We start from the raw sequence: 24,693 nt of genomic DNA on the forward strand, positions 1-24,693 counted from the left end.
GTCGGACCGCGGCGGTTGACGGCGGCAGGTTATCTCAAATAGTAATGCTTCTCACTTGCTTTAAATCGATCCGGCTTCTCGCCGGGCGCGTCCCGGGAGCCGGCCCCGATACGCGCTAAAGTCGGCCTTTGGTTCAATGCACCGATCGATGCCGAATCCGACCGCCGACACGTTCCGACCGACACCGCACCCGTGGCTGGCGCTCGCCGCCGCGCTGATCGCGATCAAGCTCGTCGCCGGCATTGCCGATCCCACGGTCCGCTTCTTTCTCGGCGATTCGGAAAGCTATCTGCACGCGGCGCTGACCGGCTGGGTTCCGCCGGACCGCTCGTTCCTCTATCCGATGTTTGTGCGCGTCGGGGCAGTCGCGTTCGGATCGCTGACGGCGCTCGTCGCCGCGCAGTCGCTGTGCGGCGTCGCGACCGCGCTCCTGTGCGCGCGCATCGCCGTCGACCTCGGCGTCGCGTTCCGCTACGCGGCGCTGGCGGCGGCGATCATCGCGCTCGAACCGGCGCAGTTGTTCTACGAACGCATGGTCATGGCCGAAAGCCCCGGCACGCTGTGCCTCGTGACCACGATCGCCTGCGGCATCGCGTACGCGCGCCGGTGCGACTGGCGCTGGCTCGTGCCGATGGCGGTCGCGGGTGCGGCAACCGTCGCGCTGCGCATGAGCCTGCTGCCGGTCGTGCTCGGCTTCGCGCTCGTACCGCCGTTCGCGGCGCTGTTCGCGCGCAAACGCCCGTCATGGCCCCGCCTCGCGCTGCATGCGGCTGTAGCGCTCGTGGCGACCGCGTTCGCGCATGCCGGCTATCAGCGCCTGTACGGCCATGTCGCGCAAACCGAGCCGACGTATCTGCGCGCGAGCGGCACGTTCCGCCTCGGCCTCGTCGCACCGCTGGTCAAACCCGAACACCTCGAACGCTACGGCGTCTCGCGCGACGTTCTCGCAACGCTCGGGCCGGACCTGCGCAACCCGCTGCTGCGCGAACAGCAGCTGTGGCTGCCCGACGGCCTGATCCACACGCTCAAGCGCGAACTCGGCGACGAGCGCGCCGAAGTCGTCGCGCGCAAGATCGCGGCGCGCGCGCTGCGCGAGAACATTCCGGGCTTTCTCGCGATGCAGGCCGGCAGCATGACCGACTATTTCGTGCGCACCGTCACGGCGCCGCGTCTGGAAGACGACGTCGGCACGCGACCGCTTTCCGACGACATTCGCAATGCCGTCCGCGAAAGGCTCGGCCACGACGCGAGCCGCACGCACGCGACGTTCAACCCGGTCGCGCGGTACTTCATCGCCGCGGCGCCGCCGTGGCTGACGTTCTGTCTGTTTGCGCTCGCACCGCTCGCCGTCGCGGCGCTCGTACGCAGCCCGCGCGAATACCGGGCCGCGTCGCTGGCGTTCGCGCTCGCCACGTGCGGCCTCGTGGCCGGACACTTTCTGTTTTCGCACATCGTGTCGTTCCGCTACCTGCATCCGTTCGCGCCGCTCGCGCTCGTCGCGATCGCGGCCGCATTCACGCGTCGCGGCGATAGATCCACCAGCGCGACGATGCGTAATTGACGACGAGACCGGCAACCGACCCGGCCGCGACGCCGAGTTCGGGGTACGTGCGCACGATTTCGACAAACGTATACAACAACGCATACGTGCCGTAGTTCACGACGAAGCCGCCGGTCATCGCGGCGAGATAGCGCGCCCATTCGCCGAGAAGCCCGTAGCGGCGCACGCCGCGAAACGTGTTGTGGCGATTGAACAGCCAGGTCGCGGTCGCCGCGCACAGGAACGAGAACACGCGCGCGAGGTACGCGTTTGCGGCGAACGCGGAAATCAGGAGGCGCAGCACGCCGGCGTCGACGAGAAAGCCGATCACGCCGCCGATGCAGAACAGAAGAAACTGCGGCACGGCGCTACTCCCCGCCCGGCGTCGGCTGCGCCAGATACGCGAGCATCTTCGTCTCGCGCCGGCCGCGCGTGACCGTGTCGAGCACGAGCCCGGCGAACAGCGACAGCGCGGCCGAGAGCATCAGGCCGGTCGACAGGATCGCGGTCGGAAAACGCGGCACGAGGCCGGTGTGCGCGTAGGTCACGAACAGCGGAATCGCGAGCGCGACCGACGTAAGCGCGAGCAGCGCGGCGATGATCGAATAGCACGCCAGCGGCCGTTCGGCCGCGAACAATCGCACCATCGTCGAGACGATGCGCACGCCGTCGCGTACGGTCGACAGCTTGCTGTGCGAGCCTTCCGGCCGCTCCTTGAACGGCGTGGACATCTCGCCCACTGCCATCCGCAGCTCTAGCGCGTGCACGGTCAGCTCGGTTTCGATCTCGAAGCCCGACGACAGCACCGGAAACGACTTGGCGAAGCGGCGCGAGAACACGCGGTAGCCGGTGAGGATGTCCGAGCAGTTGCGACCGAACAGCCGCGACAGGAAGCCGCTGAGCAGGCGATTGCCGAACGCGTGGCCGGGCCGGTGCACGCCGGTGTGGATCGGCTCGCGCACACCGACGACCATGTCCAGACGTCGTTCGAGCAAAGTTCCGACGAGCCGCGGCGCGCTCGCCGCGTCGTACGTGTCGTCGCCGTCCACCATCACGTACGCATCGGCGTCGACGTCGGCGAACATGCGCCGCACGACGTGACCCTTGCCCTGCAGCTCGACGCGCCGCACGATCGCGCCGGCCTGCGCGGCCACGGCGGCCGTCGCGTCGCGCGAGTTGTTGTCGAACACGAAGACCTGCGCGCCAGGCAGCGCCGCGCGGAACGCCGCGACTACCGCGCCGATCGCGATAGCCTCGTTAAAGCAGGGAATCAGAACCGCGACACGCACGGCGCCCGCGGTCATCGTCACGCCCCGAACAGCGCCGTCATCGCCTTGCGGTTCGGGCGCTCGATCACGCCGCGCTCGGTGACGATCGCGTCGATCAGCGAGGCCGGCGTCACGTCGAACACGGGATTCCACGCGTTCGCGCCTTCGACGACGGTGCGCGTGCCCGCAACGCCCAGGAGTTCGGCCGGATCGCGCAGTTCGATCTCGATGCCGGCGCCATCCGGCGTCGCCATGTCGACCGTCGACGACGGCGCGACGACCATGAACTTCACGCCGTGGTGCTTCGCGGCGATCGCGAGCTGGTACGTGCCGATCTTGTTCGCGGTGTCGCCGTTCGCGGCGATGCGGTCGGCGCCGACGATCACCCACTGCACGGCGCCCGAACGCATGAGATACGCGGCGGCCGAATCGGCGATCAGCTGCGCCGGTATGCCGTCCTGCACGAGTTCCCACATCGTCAGTCGCGCGCCCTGCAGCCACGGCCGCGTTTCGCCGGCGTACACCTTGGAAATCTTTCCGCCGGCGACGCCGGCACGAATGACGCCCAGCGCCGTGCCGAAGCCCGCGGTCGCGAGCGAACCGGTATTGCAATGCGTCAGCACGCCGCCGCCCGACAGCAGCGCCGCGCCGAGCTGGCCCATGTGCCGGTTCGCGGCGAGGTCTTCGTCCTGGATCGCACGGGCCTCGTCGGCGAGCCTGCCGGCGTCGGCGCCCGCGTCGATCGCGCGCTGCATGCGTTCGAGCGCCCACATGAGATTGACCGCCGTCGGCCGCGACGCGCGCAGCTGCGTGATCGCCTCGGCGAGAAGCTCGGGCGCCTGCTGCGCCGCGAGCACGACGCCCCACGCCGCGGCGATGCCGATCGCGGGCGCGCCGCGCACGACGAGATCCCTGATCGCCTGCGCGACGTCGGCCGCGCTGCGGCAGTCGACGAACACGGTCTCGAACGGCAGCCGGCGCTGGTCGAGCAGGCGCAGATGATCGCCGTGCCAGTGCACGGCCCGCACGGTGTCGTAGCGGTCCAGGTCGTTCATGGGCGTTCCCTCATTCGCAATGGCAAAGGATACCGCAGGGCCGCGTCGCGCTCACTCGCGCACGGCCGCGGCCTCGCCGGTCTGCACGTTCCACAGCGCCGCGTACACGCCGCCGTGGCGCACGAGATCGCCGTGGCGCCCGCGCTCGACGATGCGGCCGTTCTCGACGACGACGATCTGGTCGGCGTACACGATGGTCGACAACCGATGCGCGATCACGATCACCGTGCGCTGGTGCGCCAGGCGCGCGAGCGAGCGCTGGATCGCCGCTTCGGTGTCGTTGTCGACCGCGCTCGTCGCCTCGTCGAGCAGGAGGATCGGCGGGTCCTTGAGCAGCGCGCGCGCGATCGACAGGCGCTGGCGCTGGCCGCCCGACAGCTTCACGCCGCGCTCGCCGACCGGCGTGTCGTAGCCTTGCGGCAGCCGCATGATGAAGTCGTGCGCTTCGGCCGCCTTCGCCGCGGCGACGATGTCGTCGTCGCTCGCGCCGGCACGGCCGTAGGCGATGTTGTCGCGCACGCTGCCGTCGAACAGGAACACGTCCTGCGCGACCCAGCCGATCTGCGCGCGCAGCCACGCGAGCCGGTAGCGCGCGAGCGGTTCGCCGTCGAGCAGGATCTCGCCGACCGTCGGCTCGTAGAAGCGCAGCAGCAGCTTGATCAGCGAGCTTTTGCCGCCGCCCGTGGCGCCGACCAGCGCGACGGTCGTGCCGGCCGGCACGTCGAGATCGACGCCGTGCAGCACCGCCGCGCCGTTCGCGTACGCAAAATGCACATTGCGCAACGAAACCGCGCCGCGCGCAGGCTGCGCGGGCGCGAGCGTGCCGGTGTCGCGGATCTGCACGGGCGTGCCGAGCAGCGCGAGGATGCGCCGCGTCGACGCCATCGCGCGCTCGTACAGGTCGACCGTGTCGGCGAGCCTCGTGAGCGGCCACAGCAGGCGCTGCGTCAGGAACACGAGTACCGCGTAGAAGCCGGCCTGCAGATGGCCTTCGAGCACGAGCTGGCCGCCGCGCACGAACGTGCACAGAAAGCCGAACAGGATCGCCATGCGAATCAGCGGCACGAACGCGGAACTCAAGCGGATCGCGCGGCGGTTCGCGTCGACGTAGGCGCGGCTTTCGACGTCGAGCCGCGCCGATTCGCGCGACTCGGCCGCGAAGCTCTTGATCGTCGCGATGCCGGCGAGATTGTTCGCCAGGCGCCCGGACAGTACGGCCACCTTCTCGCGCACGACGTCGTAGCGCGGACCGGCTTTGCGCTGGAAATAGAACGCGCCCCACAGGATCACCGGAATCGGCGTGAACGCGAGCACCGCGATCTGCGGCGAGATCGCGAAGAACACCGCGCCGCAGGCGATCACCGTGACGACCACCTGGATCAGTTCGCTCGCGCCGCCGTTCAGAAACCGCTCGAGCTGGTTCACGTCGTCGTTGAGCACGGCGACGAGGCCGCCGCTGGAGCGGTCTTCGAAATAGGCCAGGTCGAGGTTCTGCACGTGCGCATAGGCGCTCGTGCGCAGCTCGTGCTGCAGCGTCTGCGCGAGATTGCGCCACAAGACGAGATAGGCGAACTCGAACACCGACTCGAACACCCAGATCGCGAGCGTCAGCGCGCCGAGCAGGTAGACTTGGTGCAGCGGGTCGGTGACCCCGAACCCGGCGACGAACGAGCCCTGGCCGCGCACGACGACGTCGATCGCGATGCCGATGAGTATCTCGGGCGCGACGTCGAACAGTTTGTTCGCGACCGAGCACAGGGTCGCGGCGACGAGGCGCGCGCGATGGGGACGCGCATAACGTATAAGCTGCCACAACGCAGCGAACGACGAGGTGGAAGATGGCATCGAGAAAGCCTAGCACGGAGATCCCCGCAAAACGCGTGTCGCCGCCGCCGGCCGAGCGCGATCGCGACGCGGAGTTCCAGGCGCTGCTGCGCACCGCGTGCCTGAAGGCCGCCGGCGTCGGCGCGCTGTCGGCGCTGGCCGGCGCGATTCCCGGCGCGGGCATCCTCTTGCGTTTCACGCTCGGCGAAATCGCCGACATGGCCGCGGTCAGCGCCATTCAGGAGTCGCTGATCGAAGACACGCTCAAACTCTACGACCTGCCGCTGCCCGACGCGCTGCGCAAGCCGCTGATCGCGCAGATCAGCGCGCTCGGCGTCGGCGCGAGCGTCAGCGTCGACGCGCTCGGCCGCCGTCTGTTCGCGCGCTACGGCGGCACGATCGGCGGCGGCGTGCTCGGCCGCGTGGCGCCCATCGCCGCCGTGCTGACCAGTGCGCTCGGCAACGCGTCGACGACGTACGCGATCGGGCGCCGCGCGCAGGCGTTCGCGAAGATCGGCGAAGTGCGGACCGACGGTCTCGCCGATGCGTTCCGCGCGTTCACCGGCGTCGACGAGCGCAAGGTGTGGGACTGGTCGGTCGCCGCGACGAAGGAAGCGCTCGGCAGCATCGGCAGCGTGCTCTCGCGCGTCGCCGCGCTCAATCCGTTCGCCGAGAAAACCGTCGAGGGCGAAGCCGACGACGCGCCGGCGCTGGAGAAGCCGCGTCGCGCCGCGAAGAAGGCCGCCGCGAAGACGACCGCCACGAAGAAACCGGCGGCGAAGAAACCGGCAGCGAAGAAGGCCGCGGCGAAGAACGCCACGAAAAAGGCGACCGCGAACAAGGCGGCGGCGACGAAGAAAACCGCGAAACGCGCCAAGGAATAGCCGCAAGGGACGCGTGCTAGAGTCGCCGCGCCCGTTCCAGGGAAGGACAGTCATGACGGTCAACGCAACGCTCGACACGTTTTTCGGCAAGCCCGTGCGCGACTTCAGCCACGGCGACCGCGTCGGCGATCCGCGCGCGGTCTACCGCCTGATGCAGGAATACGAAGCCGACGAGACGCAGGAAGAACTGCTCGCCGAATTTCTCGGGCAGACGAACCTCGCAACGCTCGACGCGCTCGTGATCGGCAGCTGGGCGAACGGACCCGAGGAATCGCCGGCCGGCTATCTCGAGGCGCTGATCGCGCGCCGCGCCGAACTGCCCGCGCTGCGCGCGCTGTTCGTCGGCGACATGACCTGCGAGGACTGCGAAATCTCGTGGATCATCCAGACCAACTACGCGCCGCTCCTGGCCGCGTTCCCGCAGCTCGAAACCCTGCGCATCCGCGGCGCCGAGCAACTCGTCGTACCGCCGTTCGCGCACGCGTCGCTGAAGGAGCTCGCGATCGAAACCGGCGGCCTGCCCGACGCGGTCGTCGCCGGCATTGCGCAGTCGACTCTGCCGCAGCTCGAACACCTCGAACTGTGGCTCGGCGACGAAAACTACGGCTTCGGCGGATCGATTGCGCCGTACGCCGACCTGCTGGCGCGCATCGACCCCTCGCGCCTCACGTATCTCGGCCTGCGCAACGCGACGATCAGCGACGAGATCGCCGAACACGTCGCGCGGCAGCCATGGCTCGGCCGTCTGCATACGCTCGATCTTTCCATGGGCACGCTCGGCGACCGCGGCGCGCTCGCGCTCGCGGCCAGTCCGCATATCGCGGGCCTGAAGCGCCTGGACGTGCGCCATCACTACATCGGCGACGCGGCGATCGCGAAGCTGCGCGCGCTGCCGCTCGAACTCATCATCGACGGCGCGGAGGAAGAAGACGACGGCGAACGCTACGTGCAAGTAAGCGAGTGATGCTCGCCGTCGGCGTCGTCGCCAATCGCCGCATCGCGCTGCTCGCCGGCGCCGTCGCCGCGCGCGGCGGGCGGTTTGCGGCGATCGACTGGAAGGAACTCCTGACCGACGCGGGCCTCGACCGGCTCGCGGGCGCCGCCGCGGCGCATCGCTGGTGCAAGTTCGATTCGCCGGGCGAGGACGCGACGCTGACCGACGCGCTGATCCGGCGCGGCTGGCGGCTCGACGGCGAGCGCGGGCCGCCGCCCGAACCGCTGCGGCACGGCGAGCTCGCATACGGACACTGGTGGTTTCTCGGCTTCGCCGACCTGCTGCGCCGCGCCGGCGAACGGCTCGCGGGCGTCGCGTCGCTGCGGCTCGTCAATCCGGCCGCCGACATTCTCGACATGACCGACAAATGGATTTGTCAACAACGCCTGGGCGCGGCCGGCGTCGCGGTACCCGAGCCGCTCGGCACGATAGAGGGATTCGGCGCGTTCGACGCGCGTCATCCGCCCGACGCCGCACCGCGCGTGTTCGTCAAGGCGCGCTACGGATCGTCGGCGGCCGGCGTGATCGCGCTGCAGCGCCATCGCGACGGCCGTCTCGTCGCCACGACCTCGGCGCGCATCGGCGACGACGGCCGCGTGTACAACCATCTGCGTGTCGCGCGTCACACCGACCGCGCGACGATCGCACGGCTCGTCGACCGGCTTGCGGCGCAGGGTGCGTACGCCGAGCGCTGGGTCGCCAAGCCGCGCACGCCGGCCGGCGCGGGTCTGTCGCACGACCTGCGCGTCGTCGCGTTCGGCGGCCGGCCGCGCCAGCGCATCGCGCGCATGAGCGCCACGCCGCTGACGAACCTGCATCTGGGCAACCGCCGCGCGGCGCCCGACTGGCACGGCGACGCCGAAAACGCGGCGCTCGACGGCGCGAGCGCCGCGGCGGCAAGCGCGTTCGCGCGCAGCCACTCGATCGGACTCGACATGATCGTGCGCGGCCGCGAAGCGATCGTCATCGAAGCGAACGCTTTCGGCGACCTCCTGCCCGGCCTCGTGCACGAAGGCCGCACGACCTACGACGACCAGGCATGGCTCGCCGCCGCCGATGAACGCTGACGCGATACCCGACATGCGCCGCATCGTCGGCGCACGCGACGTCGCATTCGTAACGCTCGACACGCTGCGCTACGACGTCGCGCAGGCGCAGTGGCGCGCCGGCGCGCTGCCCCACCTCGCTCGCCTGCTGCCCCCGACGGGATGGGAGCCGCGCCACACGCCCGGCACCTTCACCTACGCGGCGCACGCGGCTTTCTTTGCGGGCTTTCTGCCGACGCCGGTCGCGCCGGGCCTGCATCCGCGTCTGTTCGCGCTGCGCTTTCCCGGCAGCGAGACGACCGGCGAACGCACTTGCGTGTTCGACGACGCCGCGACGATCGTCGAAGGCTTCGCCGGGCGCGGCTACCGCACGATCTGCATCGGCGGCGTCGGATTCTTCAACCTGCAAGGCCCGCTCGGATGCGCGCTCGCCGCGCCGTTCGACGAAAAGTACTGGCGGCCCGAATTCTCGGTCGCCGCGTCGCGCTCGACCGACGCGCAGGTCGCGCTCGCGTGCGAGCGGCTCGCCGACCCGGCGCTCGCGGCGCGGCGCGTTTTTCTGTTTCTCAACGTATCGGCGCTGCACCAGCCGAACCGCCACTACGTGCCGGGCGCCGCGCACGACACGCTCGCCTCGCACGCGGCGGCGCTCGCGTACGTCGACACGGCGCTGGCACCACTGTGGGCCGCGCTGCGCCGCCGCGGCCCGGCGTTCGCGATCGTCTGTTCCGACCACGGCACGGCCTACGGCGAAGACGGCTACGAGGGTCACCGCCACGCGCATCCGACCGTTACGCACGTGCCCTACGCGCATTTCGAGATCGACGCATGACCCGGCTCGCCGACCGTCTGCGCGCCGGCGCCTATCAGGCCTACGCCTACGCGTATCCCCACAAGACCGCGTACCGCGACCTGCCCGCACCGGTCGACCTGGCCGCGCTGTGGGCCGGCGAAGATCGCGACAACCTGTTCGCTTATCTCCATGTACCGTTCTGCACGTATCGCTGCGGCTTCTGCAACCTGTTCGCGCTCGGGCGTCCGGCCGACGGTCTCGTCGAGGCGTACGTCGCGCAGCTCGAACGCCAGCTCGCCGTCGTCGGCGATGCGCTAGGCACGCATCGCGTCGTACGCTTCGCGATCGGCGGCGGCACGCCGAGCTATCTCGCGCCGGCGCAGCTCGCGCGCGTGTTCGACGCGGCGCAGCGGCATCTGAACGTCGACGTGGCGCACGTGCCGGCCGGCATCGAGGTGAGTCCGGAAACCGCGACGCGCGACAGACTCGCGGTCTGCCGCGACGCCGGCATCGACCGCGTCAGCATGGGCGTGCAGAGCTTCGTCGACGCCGAACTCGCCTCGCTCGTGCGGCCGGCGCAGCGCGACGAAGTCGTGCGCGCGATCGGCGACATCCGGGCGCTGCGCTTTCCCACGCTCAATCTCGACCTGATCTACGGCATCCCGGGCCAGTCGGCCGCGAGCCTCGTCGATTCGATCGGCAGCGCGCTCGCGTTCGCGCCCGAAGAACTGTACTTGTATCCGCTGTACGTGCGCGCCAAGACCGGGCTCGGCCGCCTCGAAGAGCGCCGCGGCGCCGCGACGGACACGCGCGGCGCGCTGTACGCCGTCGCGCGCGACGCTTTGCTCGGCGCCGGCTACACGCAGGTGTCGATGCGCATGTTTCGCGCGCCGCACGCCCCCGCGCAGGACGGCCCCGCCTACTGCTGCCAGAACGACGGCATGGTGGGCGTCGGCTGCGGCGCGCGTTCGTACACGCGCACGCTGCACTATTCCGACCACTACGGCGTCGCGCGCGCGAGCGTTTCGCAGATCCTCGAGCGCTACGTCGGCGCGCCTGCCACGAGCTTCGCGCAGGCGCGCTACGGCTATGCGCTCGACGCGGACGAGCAGCGCCGCCGCTACGTGATCCAGTCGCTGCTGACATGGCCGGGGCTCGACGAGCATGCGTACCGGATGCGGTTCGGCGGCACGGCGCCGGACGACCTGCCCCAACTGGCCGAACTGTTCGAGCTCGACCTCGCGCGGCGCGACGGCGGCGTCGTCGCGCTGACGCCCGAAGGCATGGCGCACGCCGACACGATCGGGCCGTGGCTCGTCTCGAACGCGGTGCAGGAGCGCATGGACGCCTATGCGGCCGCTTGACGAGGCGACGCTGCGCATCCTGTATCGCGGCCGGCTGGCGAGCTGCAACTACGACTGCGCGTACTGCCCGTTCGCCAAGCGCCGCGACACGCGCGAAACGCTGCGCCGCGACGCGGACGATCTCGCGCGCTTCGTCGACTGGGCCGTCGCATGGTCCGAGCCGTTGGCGATTCTGTTCACGCCGTGGGGCGAAGGCCTCGTGCGCAAGCCGTACGTCGAAGCGCTGGTGACGCTGAGCCATGCGCCGAACGTGCGGCGCGTGGCGATACAGACGAACCTGTCAAGCAACCTCGCCTGGATCGATCGCGCGAACCGCGACGCGCTCGCGCTGTGGTGCACGTATCACCCGACACAGATGGCGCGCGACGCGTTTCTCGCGCGCATCGCGCGACTGCGCGACGCGGGCGTGCGCTTCAGCGTCGGCGTGGTCGGCGCGCGCGAGCACTACGCCGAGATCGACGCGGTACGTGCGGCGCTGCGCGAAGGCGAGTATCTGTGGATCAACGCGCTCGATCCGCGGCCGGACGACTACTACGACACGGCCGACGTGGCGCGGCTGGCGGCGATCGATCCGCATTTCCCGTTCAATCTCGCGCCGCCGGCGAGCCTCGGCGCGGACTGCCGCGCGGGGGGCTCTTCGATCTCGGTCGACGGAGACGGCAACGTCCGCCCTTGTCACTTCGTGCGCCGCGATCTTGGCAATTTGTACGATGGCAGTTTTTTTCACACGCGCGGCGAGCGGCGCTGCCCGAACGCGCGCTGCGATTGTTTTATCGGGTATGCGCACAGGCGCGACGTTTCGGTTTCGGCCTCGTTTGGGGATGGGGTGATGGAACGGGTCCTGGCCATTTAGCCTCGCTCGCGCTTTGCTCGTCGTCTTGGCAGACGCCGATCCGGCAATTGGTTGTCGCGTTGTAGATTTTGCCTGGCGTTTAACAGAGCGTTTCGCCCGCCTGCCGGCGGCCGAGTCACTTTCTTCGACTGGCCGAAGAAAGTAACCAAAGAAGGCCACCCCAACTACCACGCCCCTCCGGGCATCCTGCCCTGCGGGTACCGCAAGCGCCCGGCGGGGTCCGCCGATGGTCCATCCTGGACCGCGGCGGACGACGCACATCCCTGTGCGTCCCCTGCGGGCCTGATCACCGGGCGCTTGCTCGCGGCAGATGGGGCCCCGGGTGAAGCGGGCGGCTTCCTGCCGCCAGAAGCAACTGCAACGGCAACCGCCAACGCGCGGCGTTTCGACCGACAATCAATCGTCGAACCCGCCCAGAAAAATCGTGTCGCGCGGCAACACGCGAACTCGCAGTCCCTTCAAAAGAATCTGCCGACGATCCGCCGAGAGCGCAACGGCAGGTTGCACCAATGCCGTTCGCGCAGCGCCGCCGACCGTGACGGCCACCGCTTCCGTGCGTCCGGAAACGGCAGCGAACGCCGCGACGCCGCCCGCCGCCGGCGTCGCATCCACGACGACCGACGCGGCGATCGGATAGAGAACCGGCGCATCGTTATCCGCCAGCGCGCCGCTGTCGAACAGCGGATCGCGCACTATGGCGATCCGCACCGTCCCCGGCGCCGCGAACTGGCCGACGCCGCCGCCAAACACGATACGCCCCGCAGCGGGCGCCCCGGCGACGCCCGTCACGTCGGTATACATCCGCAAAACCGCACGATCCGACAATGCGACATCGGCGCCTTGCCCGCTCGCGCCGTCGATCGTAAGCACGTTGCCGAGCAGGCGTGTCGCGTCGACGACGCCGCTCCCCGCAACGGCCAGCTTGCCGCCGCCGAAATCCGCGCGATGGTCGACGCCGTCATGCCGCCACGTCGCGCCGGGGCCGATCGTCAGCTCGGTATCGCCCGCGTGGTAGTACCCGTCGGCACTGGCGTATCCCGCGATTCCGCCGTGCAGGAACGAGCCTGGCGCCGCCAGGACGATACGCGTGGCGGCCGTGCCGGTTTCGCCGGGCAGCGCGCCCGTCACGACGTCGCCGTCCAGCTGGACGAGCTGACCGGCCGTTTCGTTGACGACGACCGTGGCGCCGCGCCCGCCGGCCGCGACGTTGCGAATCGCATGCGCCTTGCCGGCGCTCGCGGCCGACGCGGACACGATCAGGCCGCCCGTCGCTTGCACGGAGCCGCCCTGGTTGCGGATTCCGTAGACGTCGCACGTGCCGCAGCTCGACGCGGCGGCAAGCGACACGCGCTTCGTCGCCGACGTGAATTGCAGCGTGCTCGCGTTGTCGATCGCATAGGTTTCGGTCGTCGCGGCGACGGTGGCCGTCACGGCACCGTCGAAACGTACGTACGATGTTCCGGGATAGCCGTTGCCGACGGCGGTCGGATTGCCGAACGGCACGTAGCCGCCGGTGTTGGTCACCGCGATGTCGACGTCGCCGCCGAAATTCATGCGCGCAGTGCGATGCGTATTCGCGATGCCGTGCGTCGAACGCGGGCCGGTGACCGCGACAACGGTGTTGCCCGCGACCTCCAGCAGCCCCTGGTTGCGCACGCCGAATGCCGTCGAGCCTTGCGAGACGGCCGTGATATCCAGCGCGCCGACGACGCGGATCCGGCTGTTCTGGTTGTCGTTGTAAACGCCGTGTACGTTGTCGCTCGGATAAATCGCACGAGCGGCGATCGACGCGCCTTGATTGAAATCGATCCGGCTCGCGCCGCCGCCGGCGTTGTAGACGCCGGTCGTCGACTCGCCGCGCGCCTGCGCCAGCACGGTCGCCGGACCGTTGAAGCTCACGGCGCCCTGGTAAACCCACAGGCCCTGGGAATAGCCCGGCGTATACGTCCTGATGTCGGCCGCGCCCTGGAACGTCGCCGAGCCCGAACGGACGCGAACGCCGAGCGCCGCGCTCGTCGGAACGGGATCGTCCGACTGCGCGTAGACGTTCGCGCGGCCGTTGACGGTGACGCTGCCGCCGTCGACCTCCATGCCGATCGCGACGCCCCACGTGCCTGCCACGGGTCGCACGGCCGCCACGTCGAGCAGGCCCGTGCCGGCCGCCACGTCGAGGGTCGTCGGCAGCGATCCGGCCGACGCGAGCAGCTTCACCGCGAAGACGTCGCCGGCGGCGACCGCGGCCGGCGCGATACGGTCGGCGTCGCCGAGCACGTAGGTCAGTCGATCGGCGGCGGCCTGGATCGCATAGCCCGGCGAATAGCCGCCCGAACCGCCCGGGGCGTCGTGCGCCTGCACGCCGGTGACCGCTCCGGCATAGGTCGTCGCCGCATGCATGACCGGCGCCGTTGCGGCGAGGCCGAGAGCCAGCGCGGTCGTCGCGCATCGAGACGCATTCATCGAAGATTTCTCACTTGATTCACCGGATGCTCGACGAGCGCGGTCTCGTCGATCCTTGAGTGCCGATGGTATGCGTTGCCGTTGCAAGGCTCGAAACGATGTCCGCGGACAATGCGATGTCGTTCTCGCAATAGGGTCGTGACACAGACCACGGAGCGGTGCGCTGGATGCGGTGAGCGTGCATGTCGCCGGGACAGAATCGCAACGAAGACCCGAGCGTCGCCCCCTCACCCAACCCTCTCCCCCAAGCGGAGCTTGGGGGAGAGGGCTATACGCGGCGTGAATTGGTGTTTACGTGTTTACTTTGCGCAAAAAGCTGGATACCGGCCTTCGCCGGTATGGCGGCTCTGTAGAAGCGCCAAACTTCGGCCGTTGCTGTTGCCGTTGCTTCTGGCGGCAGGAAGCCGCCCGCTCTACCCGGGGCCCCGTCGGACGCGGCGAGATTGCGGAGGATCAGCCCGCGCAGCGGGTGCGCACAGGATGTGCGCAGTTCGTTGACGGGCCATGGATGGCCCATCAACGAACCCCGGAGCGATCTCGCGAAGTTTGCGGGCACGGATGCCCGCAAACCGCGGCCGTCGGGGTGTCCTTGGAGAGTGCAGAGAGGGATTGGACAAGCAATCCCTCTCTGCTCGCTCGCGGCAGCGAGCGAAACGCTTTGTACAAAGCCAGGCAAAAACTACAAAGCGACAAGAAAAGGCTGGATCCCAGCGTCCACTGGGATGACGAGCCAGAGCAAAAACCTCAAGACCGCTTAGCGAGCCACTCATGAATCGCCGGCGGCACATCCCGCTGCGCGCGCCCGGAAACATAGATGCCGATATGCCCGCCCTTGAACGCGATCTGCGAGTAGTCGGTCGTCCCGACCACTTTTTCGAGCGCGCGCGACGCGGCAGGCGGCACCAGATGATCCTGCTCGGCGAAAATGTTCAGCACCGGCTGGCGGATGTTTTTGAGGTCCACCGGCTTGTCGCCGATCGACAGCCCGCCGTTGACGAGCTTGTTGCCCTGATAGAAATCCTTGATGAACTGGCGGAACGCTTCGCCGGCCTGGTCGGGCGAGTCGAAGATCCACTTTTCCATCCGCAGGAAGTTCTCCAGCTCGGCCTTGTTGTCGAGGATGTCGATGAGGCCGATGTACTTCTGCTGGTTCAGCCGCACCGGCTTGAGCGTGAGATAGCAGTAGTTCATCAGATCGGCCGGCACGTTGCCGAGCGTATCGACGAAGAGATCCACGTCGAGCTCGCGCGTCCAGTGCGACAGCATGTTGTCCGGCGTGTGGAAGTCGACCGGCGTCACCATCGTGACCAGGTTCTTCACCTTGTCGGGATAGATCGACGTGAAGCACAGCGAGAACGCGCCGCCCTGGCAGATGCCGAGCAGGTTGATCGCGTCCACGCCGTGCGAGGCGCGCAGGAAGTCGACGCAGCGGCGCAGGTAGCCGTTGATGTAGTCGTCGAGCGACAGGTACTTGTCCGAACCGTCGGGATAGCCCCAGTCGATCAGATACACGTCCTCGCCGAGCGCCAGCAGGTTCTTGACCAGCGAGCGGTCGTCCTGCAGATCGACCATGTACGGCGTGTTGACCAGCGCGTAGCAGATCAAGAGCGGCGTCTTCGCGGTCGGCGCCTTGGCGCCCTTGAAACGGTACAAAGTCACTTTGTCGTCTTTGAACACGGCTTCCTTCGGCGTCACGCCGAACGTCACCGGATCGAGCGAGCGCAGCGTCTGCGTCGCGGCCGACAGTTTCTGCTGCAGTTTCAGCGCCTCGTCGAGCGCCTTTTGCGGTTCGATGCGGATCGGGCCCATGACATCCTCAGCGCTTGTTCTTGGAAGGCTTGGCGGCGCCGCCGTCGGACTTTTCGGCGGCCGGTGCGGCGGGCTTGGCACCGATCTCGCGCTTGAGCGCGGCGAGTTCGGCACGCAGCGCGGCGACTTCGGCGGCAAGGCCGGCGTCGTGCGCCTCGCGGTTCGCCTTGATCGTGCGGCGTACTTCGTGCAGCGATTTCTCGACACCCTTCAGCTCGGTGCGCGTCGGCATGCCGAGCTGGCGCGTCTGCTGTTCGATTTCGGTCTGCACGAGCGAGCGCACGCGCATCTGCGCGTTGACCATCGCGCCGTACGCCTTGCGGAATTCGTCGGACAGCGCGATCTGCGCGTACGCCTCTTCGGCCGCGTCGACCCACAGGTCGTAGACGGCTTTGACCGAGTCGAGCTGGCGGCCCGGCTCTTCGCGTTCGGCGAGCTTGCCCTGGAAGAGCTCGAATCCGTTCTGGCTCGCCTTGAAGATCAGCGCGTTGTAGCGGTTCGTCTGCTCGTGATAGTCGATCCACGCGGCGCCGAGCTGCTGCCAGCGCTCCTGGTGTTCGCGCGCGAGGCCGAACGTCGGCGTGCCGAGCGCGGCGAGCGCCTCATTGCGCAGCGAGCCGCCGGCGTTCTTGGCGAACTGCGCCATCATCTGCTCGAAGCCCTGGGCGCCCTGCCCGGCGATATCGCGCAGATTGCCGGCCAGTGGATTGTTCAACAATGCGGCATCGAGTCCGGGCATGTTGAAGCCGCTCTTGAGCGCCTCGGTCCACGCGGCGGCGGGATTCGCGCCGGCGTGCTGCTGGCCGGCGGCGGCGCCGATCATCGACTGCATCAGCGCCATGTAAGCCTTCGCGTTCGCGGTGACGCGCTCGACGACGTCGCCCTGCGCCGGCACGGCCGGCGCGAACAGCTTCGCCCACTGTTCCAGACCCGCCTGCCACGGCGCGTTCGCGTCGAAGCCCGGGGGACTCACGCCCTGATTCTTCCAACCGTCCCAGTAGCGCTGCGAGAGCGCCTCCCACTGCTTGAACCAGTCTTGCGGCGTCGTCGTCATACACCCTCCACGGTGGCGCGGCATGCTACATCGGCGCGATGTTGCATCGCAACAATATTCGTCCACAAAAAAGCCGGCACGAAGCCGGCTTCTTTGCATGCATCGGCGCGAGAATCAAGCGGCGCCTTGCTCTTCTTCGGTCACGGCCTTCATCGACAGGCGAATGCGGCCCTGCTTGTCGACTTCGAGCACCTTGACCTTCACGATGTCGCCTTCCTTGAGCTTGTCCGAAACCTTCTCGACGCGCTCGTTGGAAATCTGCGAGACGTGCACGAGGCCGTCCTTGCCGGGCAGGATGGTCACGAAAGCGCCGAAGTCCATCAGCTTGGCGACCTTGCCTTCGTAGATGCGGCCCGGCTCGACGTCGGAAACGATCATGTCGATGCGCTTCTTCGCCTCGTCGGCGGCGGCGCGGTTGACCGAGGCGATGACGATCGTGCCGTCGTCCTGGATGTCGATCGTCGTGCCGGTTTCTTCGGTGATCGAGCGGATGACCGAACCGCCCTTGCCGATGACTTCGCGGATCTTGTCCGGGTGGATGCGCATGGTCAGCAGGCGCGGCGCGTATTCGCTCATTTCCGAGCGCGCCGAGGTGATGACCTTGTTCATTTCGCCGAGGATGTGCAGACGGCCGCGCTTGGCCTGGTCGAGCGCCACGCGCATGATTTCTTCGGTGATGCCGTCGATCTTGATGTCCATCTGCAGCGCCGAGACGCCCGAATCGGTACCGGCCACCTTGAAATCCATGTCGCCGAGATGATCTTCGTCGCCGAGGATGTCCGACAGGACCACGAAGTCGTCGCCTTCCTTGACGAGGCCCATCGCGATACCGGCGACCGGCGCCGTCAGCGGCACGCCGGCGTCCATCATCGCGAGCGACGAACCGCAGACCGAGGCCATCGACGACGAGCCGTTCGACTCGGTGATTTCCGAGACCACGCGCAGCACGTACGGGAACGATTCCATCGTCGGCTTGACGGCCTGCACGCCGCGCTTGGCGAGACGGCCGTGGCCGATTTCGCGGCGCTTCGGGCCGGCCATGCGGCCGGTTTCGCCGACCGAGTACGGCGGGAAGTTGTAGTGGAACAGGAACGGATCCTTCGATTCGCCTTCCGGCGCGTCGATGATCTGCGAATCCTTCGTCGTGCCGAGCGTGACCGTCACGAGCGCCTGCGTTTCGCCGCGCGTGAACAGCGCCGAGCCGTGCGTGCGCGGCAGGACGCCGACGCGGATCGCGATCGGACGCACCGTGTCGAGCGCGCGGCCGTCGATGCGGACCTTCGTCTTCAGCACGCCGTCGCGCAGCGTGCGGTATTCGACGTCGCCGAACGCGGCGCCGATTTCGCCGTCGGTCCAGCCGTTGGCGGCGGCCTGTTCGGCCAAGGCGGCCTTGACGTCGGCCTTGAGCGCCGAAACGGCGTCGCGGCGGGCGAGCTTGTCGCGGATCTGGAACGCCTCGGCGAAGCGCGTGCCGATGGCCGCTTCGAGCGCGCCGTACAGCGCGTCGTTACGGGCCGGGGCCGACCAGGTGAAGTTCTTGCGGCCGGCTTCGGCGGCGAATTCGTTGATCGCGTTGATCGCGATCTGCATTTGCCGGTGGCCGAACGTGACCGCGCCGAGCATGACGTCTTCGGACAGCAGCTTGGCCTCGGATTCGACCATCAGCACGGCGTTGGCGGTGCCGGCGACGACGAGTTCGAGATCGGACGTCTTGAGCTCGGAGACCGACGGGTTCAGCACGTACTGACCGTTGACGTAGCCGACCTTGGCAGCCGCGATCGGGCCCTTGAACGGCACGCCCGACAGAACCAGGGCGGCCGACGCGCCGATCAGCGCGGGGATGTCGCCGTCGACTTCAGGGTTCAGCGACAGCACGGTCGCGATGACCTGCACTTCGTTCTTGAACTCTTCCGGAAACAGCGGACGGATCGGACGATCGATCAGGCGCGAGGTCAGCGTTTCCTTTTCGGTCGGACGGCCTTCGCGCTTGAAGAAACCGCCGGGAATGCGGCCGGCGGAATAGAACTTTTCCTGATAGTCGACGGTGAGGGGGAAGAAATCCTGCCCCTCGCGCGCCTTGGAAGCAGCGACGGCCGCGACGAGCACGACCGTACCCCCCATGCTGACCATGACCGCACCGCCAGCCTGGCGGGCGATTTCGCCCGTCTCCAGTGTGACTTCGTGACTACCGTACTGGAACGACTTCGAAACTTTCGCCACTGCCATCTCCTCGGTGCTGTTCGCTTAGCGGCGGATGCCGAGGCGTTCGATCAGGGTTTTGTAACGGGTGGCGTCCTTGGCCTTGAGATAGGCCAGGAGGCGGCGGCGCTGGTTGACCATCTTGAGCAGGCCGCGGCGCGAGTGGTGATCCTTGGCGTGCTTGGAGAAGTGGCCCGACAGCGCTTCGATGCGCGCCGACAGCAGCGCGACCTGGACTTCCGGCGAACCGGTGTCGTTCGGCACGCGGCCGAAGTCCGCGAGGATCTTCTGGGTCTGTTCTACGTTGAGCATCTTGGTGAACCTTGAGAGCGAGGCGAGGCTTGCGAAACGACACCGACCGATGGCGTTGCACAAGCCCCGCGTGGAAATGAAAGTCGATTAAGCGCGGTATTTTAGCGTCATCGGTTGCGCCGCAACAAGTCTGCAACGTTCGGCGAGGCGCGTTCAGCCGGGCAGATTGAGCCCGCGAACCACGCGCAGGACGCCGTTCGCGTCGATTTCGCCGAGCGCGGCCAGTACGCCGCCGGCATCGTGCACGCGGCACAGCGCCGTCGCGGGCGCGCCCAGCTTTACCGGCTGGCCCTGGCGCAGCTTCGACGCCTGCGCGGCGTCGAGCGCCACGAGCGGCAGCGCGGCGAGGCCCGCGTCGGTCGACAGCACGAGCGCGTCGAGCCCGGCCTCGCCGTGTGCGGCGCGGATCGCTTCGAGTTCGGCGAGCGTGCGCATCGCCGGCGTGCGGAACGGCTCGACCCAGGTGCGGCGCAGCGCGGTCAGGTGCGCACCGCACCCGAGCGCCTCGCCGAGATCGCGCGCGAGGCTGCGCACGTAGGTGCCCGAGCCGCATTCGACCGCCAGCCGCAGATCGGCGCCGTCATGGTGCACGAGATCGAGCCGGAACACCTCGACCTCGCGCGCCTCGACCTGCACCGGCACGCCTTCGCGCGCGAGCCGGTACAGCGGCACGCCGTCCTGCTTCAACGCCGAATAGATCGGCGGCACCTGGCGGATGCGCCCGCGCAGCGGCGCGAGCGCGCGTTCGATCGACGCGGCGTCGAGCGGCGGCACCGGACGCGTTTCGAGGATTTCGCCCTCGGCGTCGGCCGTGGCCGTCGTCACGCCGAGCCGCACGTCGGCGACGTAGGCCTTGGACGCGCCGAGCAGGTGGCCTGCGATCTTCGTCGCCTCGCCCAGGCAGACCGGCAAAAGACCGGTCGCGAGCGGGTCCAGGCTGCCGGTATGCCCGCCTTTCGCCGCGCGAAACAGGCGGCGCACCTTCTGCAGCGCCTGGTTCGAGCTGAGTCCTCGCGGTTTGTCCACGAGCACGATGCCGTGCACGTCGCGCCAGATCGTTGGGTCTTTGGGTCTGCTCATGCGTCAAGAAGTAAACGACAACCGGGAATTTTGACACGAACGGGCCACAACCGGCCGACCCGCGCGAAAATCGACGCCCGCGCAACGCTATGCTTGCGGCGTGGCGGCGGCATTCGACCCCCGTACCCTTTACGCGACGTATACCTACGCATGGACGATTCACTGATCCCGGACCGCCTGCCGGACGACACCGACGCCGCGGCCATCACCCAATTGCTCGCTCGCAGGCTCGCCGGCGACGGCGATGCCGAGGCCGAGCTGATCCGGGCCGTCTATCCGGTGCTGCGCATCGTGGCCCAGCGCAGCCTGCGCGGCGGCGCGGCCGTCACGCTCAGCCCGACCGAACTCGTGCATGAAGGCTATCTGCGCCTGTTCGGCCGTCAGGCCGCGAACTACAACGACCGCCGGCATTTCTACGCCGTAGCCTCGCTCGTGATCCGCAGCGTGCTCGTCGACGCGTGCCGCGAACGCCTCGCGCAGAAACGCGGCGGCGGATTCGAGCGGATCACGCTGGATGCGATCGAAGACCTGCCGACGCCCGAGGCCGGTGTCGACCTGCTCGATCTCGACCGGCTGCTCACGCGCCTGGCGCGTATCGACGGCCGCGCGGCGAAGCTCGTCGAGCTGCGGTTCTTCGGCGGCCTGTCGATCGACGAGGCGGCCGACGCGGCCGGCTATTCGGTGACGACCGCCAAGCGCGACTGGCAGTTCGCGCGCGCGTGGCTGCGCGACCAGATCGCCGGCACCGCGTGAGCGACGCGGCGCCGCGTCACTCCGGCGCCGGACCGCGTTCCTTGTCGGCGCGCAGCAGCGCTTCGATGCGCTCGCCCTTGTCGACCGAGTCGTCGTACTTGAAGCGCAGTTCCGGTACGCGGCGCAGCTTCATGATGCGCGACAGTTCGCGGCGAAAACCCTTCGCCATTTCGTTGAGCAGTTTCACCGCCGGGCGGCCCTGCTCGGGGATCAGCGCGGTCACGTAGACGATCGCGACATCGAGTTCGCGCGACGCTTCGACGTCGGAGACGCTGACCGACGGCAGTGCGTGATCGCGCACGACCTCGTGCACCATCGTGCCGACGAGACGGCGCAGTTCCGCGGAGATGCGGTCGGAGCGGTTGAAAGAATTAGGCATGGTGGCGACCTCTGGGCGACGTTGCGTCGAGCACGCCGCTTTGGAGCTCCCTTCGAATCAAAGGAGCGGCCGAACGCTTGCGCCGCAAGCGTTCGGCGGGAACGTAGGGAGGCACGCGGCCTCCCCGAACGCCTGGCCTCGACGGAATCAGAACGTGCGCTGCACTTCGATGCGTTCGAAGCACTCGATCTGGTCGCCGGCCTTCACGTCGTTGTACTGCTTGACCGCGATGCCGCATTCCATGCCGTTGCGCACTTCGTCGACGATATCCTTGAAGCGGCGCAGCGATTCGAGTTCGCCCTGGAACACGACCGTGTTGTCGCGCAGCACGCGGATCGGCTTGTTGCGCTTGACGAAACCCTCGATGACCATGCAGCCGGCCACCGCGCCGAACTTCGAGCTGCGGAACACTTCGCGCACCTGCGCCACGCCGATGATCTCTTCGCGCACTTCCATGCCGAGGAGACCCGACGCGACCTGCTTCACCTGGTCGATGACGTCGTAGATGATCGAGAAGTAGCGCAGGTCGAGGCCGTTGCCTTCGATCAGCTTGCGCGCCGACGCGTCGGCGCGGACGTTGAAGCCGATGATCGTGGCCTTCGACGCGGCCGCGAGCGTCGCGTCCGATTCGGTGATGCCGCCGACGCCCGAGACGATCACGTTGACCTTGACGAGGTCGTTGGTGAGCTTCGTCAGCGCTTCGCGCAGCGCTTCGGCCGAACCCTGCACGTCCGCCTTGACGACGAGGTTCAGCGTCTGCTGATCGCCGCCCTGCGTCATCGTCGCCATGATGTCTTCGAGCTTCGTGCTCTGCTTGACCAGGCGCGTTTCGCGACGCTTCTGGTGGCGTTGCTGGGCGACGTCCTTCGCCAGGCGCTCGTCGTCGACCGAGACGAAGTCGTCGCCGGCGTCGGGCACGCCCGAGAGGCCGAGCACCTGCACCGGAATCGACGGGCCGGCTTCGCCGACCTGACGGCCGGTTTCGTCGAACATCGCACGCACGCGGCCGTACTCGACGCCGCAGACGAGGAAGTCGCCCTTCTTGAGCGTGCCGGACTGCACGAGCACCGTCGCGACCGGGCCGCGGCCCTTGTCGAGGCTCGATTCGATCACCACGCCGCTCGCGCGGCCGTCGACGACGGCACCGAGTTCGAGCACTTCGGACTGCACGAGAATCGCGTCGAGCAGCGCGTCGACGCCCATGCCGGTCTTCGCCGACACCGGCACGAACTGCACGTCGCCGCCCCACTCTTCCGGCACGACTTCGTGCTGCACGAGGCCCTGCTTGACGTTCTCCGGGTTGCTCTCCGGCTTGTCCATCTTGTTCACCGCGACGATCAGCGGCACGTTCGCGGCGCGCGCGTGCTTGACCGCCTCGACCGTCTGCGGCATGACGCCGTCGTCGGCCGCGACCACCAGCACGACGATGTCGGTCAGCTTCGCGCCGCGCGCACGCATCTGCGTGAACGCCGCGTGGCCCGGCGTGTCGAGGAACGTGATCACGCCCTTGTCGGTCGTGACGTGGTACGCGCCGATGTGCTGCGTGATGCCGCCGGCTTCGCCCGCGGCCACCTTCGTGCGGCGGATGTAGTCGAGCAGCGACGTCTTGCCGTGGTCGACGTGACCCATGATCGTGACGACCGGCGGACGCGATTCGCGCTCGCCCTGGCCTTCTTCCGAGTGCGCGATCAGCGCGGTCTCGGCATCGTTGGCGTCGGCACGCACCACCTTGTGGCCGAGCTCTTCGATGACGAGCGACGCGGTGTCGTAGTCGATGACCTGGTTGATCGTCGCCATGACGCCCATCTTGAACAGCGCCTTGACGACGTCGGAACCCTTCACCGCCATCTTCGCGGCGAGATCGGCCACGATGATGGCGTCGCCGATCGCGACATCGCGCACGACCGGCGCGGTCGGCTTCGAGAACGCGTGCTTGTCGGTGAAGCGGCTCAGGTCCGGCTTGCCGCGCGGCTTCTTGCGGTTGGAACGGCGCGCGCGCTCGTCGGCGGTCAGATGCAGCTCGCCGCCGGCGAAGCGATGCGCGTGATCGCCGGCATCGGTTTCCTGCATGCGGTGCGAACCGTGCTTGACCTTGGCCGCGGCGTTGCGCGGTTCGTCCGGACGCTTGGCGGCGGGCGCCGGCGGCCGGTGCGGGGTGTGATGGCGCGGCGCTTCGTCGCGGCGCGGCGGGCGGGCATCGCTCGCACCGGCCGCGGGACGCGGGGCGCCCGGACCCGCCGGACGCGGCGCGCCCGGTCCACCCGGACGCGGCGCACCGGGACCGCCCGGACGCGGCGCGCCCGGACCCGTCCGCGGACCCGTGCCCGGACCCGAAGGACGCGGCGGATACGACGGACGCGGCGACTGCGTCTGCGCAGGATACGACGGCTGCGCCGGTGCGACCGGCGGCTGCGCGACAGGCGGCTGCACGGCAGGCGCCTCGGGCGCCGCCGTCGCTGCCGCGGGCGCTTCGCCCGGTGCATCGACGGCGCGCTGGCGCGCTTCTTCGTCGCGCTTGCGCTGCTCTTCGGCGGCCACCGCGGCGGCGCGCGCTTCCTCGTCGGCGCGGCGCTTTTCCTGCGCCTGGCGCTCGAGTTCCTCGCCTTCGCGGCGCAGCGTCGATTCGGACAGCTTGCGCAGCGCCTCTTCGCGGTCGGAATCGACCTTCGGCGCCTTGTCGTCCATTTCGCTGCGCTTGACGTAGGTGCGCTTCTGGCGCACTTCGACGTTGACCGTCTTGCCGCGCGCGGCGCCCTGGTTGACGGTGATCTCGCTGACCGTCTTGCGCTTCAACGTGATCTGGCGCGGCGCGGAATCCTCGGCGACCGGCTCGGTCTTGCCGTGGGTGCGACGCAGGAAGCCGAGCAGCTTCACCTTTTCGGTGCTGCTGATGACCTGGTCGGCGTTGTTGAAACTCATGCCGGCTTCGGCGAGCTGCGACAGAAGCTTCTCGACCGGGGTGCCCAGAACCTGGGCGAGCTGTTTGATGGTGACGTCCGACATTTTTGGTTACTCCGTGATCCGACCGC

The 24,693-nt window shown here is 68.5% G+C and carries 20 protein-coding genes; 8 read left to right on the forward strand and 12 right to left on the reverse strand.

The features are described 5' to 3' along the window. Positions 1-148 precede the first annotated feature (148 nt). Positions 149-1,561, forward strand: coding sequence for a phospholipid carrier-dependent glycosyltransferase (locus tag OD750_RS21995; RefSeq protein WP_263544236.1), 1,413 nt, complete (start codon positions 149-151; stop codon positions 1,559-1,561). Here the strand turns inward: OD750_RS21995 and OD750_RS22000 are convergent. From OD750_RS22000 to OD750_RS22015, 4 genes are read right to left on the reverse strand one after another with little or no spacing between them, the layout of a single operon-like run. Beyond that, the gene (locus tag OD750_RS22000; protein WP_263544237.1) at positions 1,515-1,904 is read right to left on the reverse strand and encodes a GtrA family protein; all 390 of its coding nucleotides are present in this window, start codon (positions 1,902-1,904) and stop codon (positions 1,515-1,517) included. The genes OD750_RS21995 and OD750_RS22000 overlap by 47 nt on opposite strands. A gap of 4 nt (positions 1,905-1,908) precedes the next feature. After that, a complete protein-coding gene (locus OD750_RS22005) occupies positions 1,909-2,844 on the reverse strand; it encodes a glycosyltransferase family 2 protein (RefSeq protein WP_263544238.1) in 936 nt (311 codons plus the stop codon). Positions 2,845-2,846: 2 nt separating this feature from the next. Continuing rightward, the gene (gene mtnA / locus OD750_RS22010; RefSeq protein WP_263544239.1) at positions 2,847-3,863 is read right to left on the reverse strand and encodes an S-methyl-5-thioribose-1-phosphate isomerase; all 1,017 of its coding nucleotides are present in this window, start codon (positions 3,861-3,863) and stop codon (positions 2,847-2,849) included. A gap of 51 nt (positions 3,864-3,914) precedes the next feature. Continuing rightward, on the reverse strand, positions 3,915-5,708 hold the full coding sequence (locus OD750_RS22015; protein ID WP_263544240.1) for an ABC transporter ATP-binding protein: 1,794 nt from the start codon (positions 5,706-5,708) through the stop codon (positions 3,915-3,917). Between the two features lie 35 nt (positions 5,709-5,743). On the opposite strand from OD750_RS22015, the gene OD750_RS22020 reads away from it, so the two are divergent. From OD750_RS22020 to OD750_RS22045, 6 genes are read left to right on the forward strand one after another with little or no spacing between them, the layout of a single operon-like run. Further along, positions 5,744-6,571, forward strand: coding sequence for a hypothetical protein (locus OD750_RS22020; RefSeq protein ID WP_263544241.1), 828 nt, complete (start codon positions 5,744-5,746; stop codon positions 6,569-6,571). 52 nt (positions 6,572-6,623) lie between these two features. Beyond that, positions 6,624-7,535, forward strand: coding sequence for an STM4015 family protein (locus OD750_RS22025; protein WP_263544242.1), 912 nt, complete (start codon positions 6,624-6,626; stop codon positions 7,533-7,535). Next, positions 7,535-8,632, forward strand: a complete 1,098-nt coding sequence (locus tag OD750_RS22030) for an STM4014 family protein (RefSeq protein ID WP_263544243.1) — start codon at positions 7,535-7,537, stop codon at positions 8,630-8,632. The genes OD750_RS22025 and OD750_RS22030 overlap by 1 nt, the downstream gene beginning before the upstream one ends. 13 nt (positions 8,633-8,645) lie before the next feature. Beyond that, positions 8,646-9,443: an STM4013/SEN3800 family hydrolase gene (locus OD750_RS22035; protein ID WP_263544244.1), complete on the forward strand. Its 798-nt coding sequence runs from the start codon at positions 8,646-8,648 to the stop codon at positions 9,441-9,443. Continuing rightward, on the forward strand, positions 9,440-10,768 hold the full coding sequence (locus OD750_RS22040) for an STM4012 family radical SAM protein (RefSeq protein WP_263544245.1): 1,329 nt from the start codon (positions 9,440-9,442) through the stop codon (positions 10,766-10,768). The genes OD750_RS22035 and OD750_RS22040 overlap by 4 nt, the downstream gene beginning before the upstream one ends. Next, a complete protein-coding gene (locus tag OD750_RS22045; protein ID WP_263544246.1) occupies positions 10,755-11,621 on the forward strand; it encodes an STM4011 family radical SAM protein in 867 nt (288 codons plus the stop codon). The genes OD750_RS22040 and OD750_RS22045 overlap by 14 nt, the downstream gene beginning before the upstream one ends. Positions 11,622-12,017: 396 nt before the next feature. Here OD750_RS22045 and OD750_RS22050 read toward each other — a convergent pair whose 3' ends face one another. From OD750_RS22050 to truB, 6 genes are all read right to left on the reverse strand, one after another. Beyond that, positions 12,018-14,078: an autotransporter outer membrane beta-barrel domain-containing protein gene (locus tag OD750_RS22050; RefSeq protein ID WP_263544247.1), complete on the reverse strand. Its 2,061-nt coding sequence runs from the start codon at positions 14,076-14,078 to the stop codon at positions 12,018-12,020. A 744-nt stretch (positions 14,079-14,822) separates the two neighbouring features. After that, entirely contained in the window at positions 14,823-15,887 is a 1,065-nt protein-coding gene (phaC, locus tag OD750_RS22055) for a class III poly(R)-hydroxyalkanoic acid synthase subunit PhaC (RefSeq protein WP_263544248.1), read from the reverse strand. A 7-nt stretch (positions 15,888-15,894) separates the two neighbouring features. Beyond that, on the reverse strand, positions 15,895-16,941 hold the full coding sequence (phaE, locus tag OD750_RS22060; protein ID WP_263544249.1) for a class III poly(R)-hydroxyalkanoic acid synthase subunit PhaE: 1,047 nt from the start codon (positions 16,939-16,941) through the stop codon (positions 15,895-15,897). Positions 16,942-17,055: 114 nt separating this feature from the next. Further along, on the reverse strand, positions 17,056-19,161 hold the full coding sequence (gene pnp, locus OD750_RS22065; RefSeq protein ID WP_263544250.1) for a polyribonucleotide nucleotidyltransferase: 2,106 nt from the start codon (positions 19,159-19,161) through the stop codon (positions 17,056-17,058). Positions 19,162-19,185: 24 nt separating this feature from the next. Beyond that, on the reverse strand, positions 19,186-19,452 hold the full coding sequence (gene rpsO / locus OD750_RS22070) for a 30S ribosomal protein S15 (protein ID WP_263544251.1): 267 nt from the start codon (positions 19,450-19,452) through the stop codon (positions 19,186-19,188). A gap of 153 nt (positions 19,453-19,605) precedes the next feature. Beyond that, positions 19,606-20,532, reverse strand: coding sequence for a tRNA pseudouridine(55) synthase TruB (truB, locus tag OD750_RS22075; RefSeq protein WP_263544252.1), 927 nt, complete (start codon positions 20,530-20,532; stop codon positions 19,606-19,608). A 150-nt stretch (positions 20,533-20,682) separates the two neighbouring features. Here truB and OD750_RS22080 point away from each other — a divergent pair, with 150 nt between their 5' ends. Further along, positions 20,683-21,285, forward strand: coding sequence for an ECF-type sigma factor (locus OD750_RS22080; protein ID WP_263544253.1), 603 nt, complete (start codon positions 20,683-20,685; stop codon positions 21,283-21,285). Between the two features lie 16 nt (positions 21,286-21,301). Here the strand turns inward: OD750_RS22080 and rbfA are convergent, their stop codons facing one another. Continuing rightward, positions 21,302-21,664 carry a 30S ribosome-binding factor RbfA gene (gene rbfA, locus OD750_RS22085; protein ID WP_263544254.1) on the reverse strand — a complete coding sequence of 121 codons (363 nt, stop codon included), beginning with the start codon at positions 21,662-21,664 and terminating at the stop codon, positions 21,302-21,304. Between the two features lie 147 nt (positions 21,665-21,811). Then, a complete protein-coding gene (infB, locus tag OD750_RS22090; protein WP_263544255.1) occupies positions 21,812-24,667 on the reverse strand; it encodes a translation initiation factor IF-2 in 2,856 nt (951 codons plus the stop codon). Positions 24,668-24,693: the final 26 nt, after the last annotated feature.

The organism is Tahibacter soli (assembly GCF_025717065.2).
Lineage (GTDB): Bacteria > Pseudomonadota > Gammaproteobacteria > Xanthomonadales > Rhodanobacteraceae > Tahibacter > Tahibacter soli.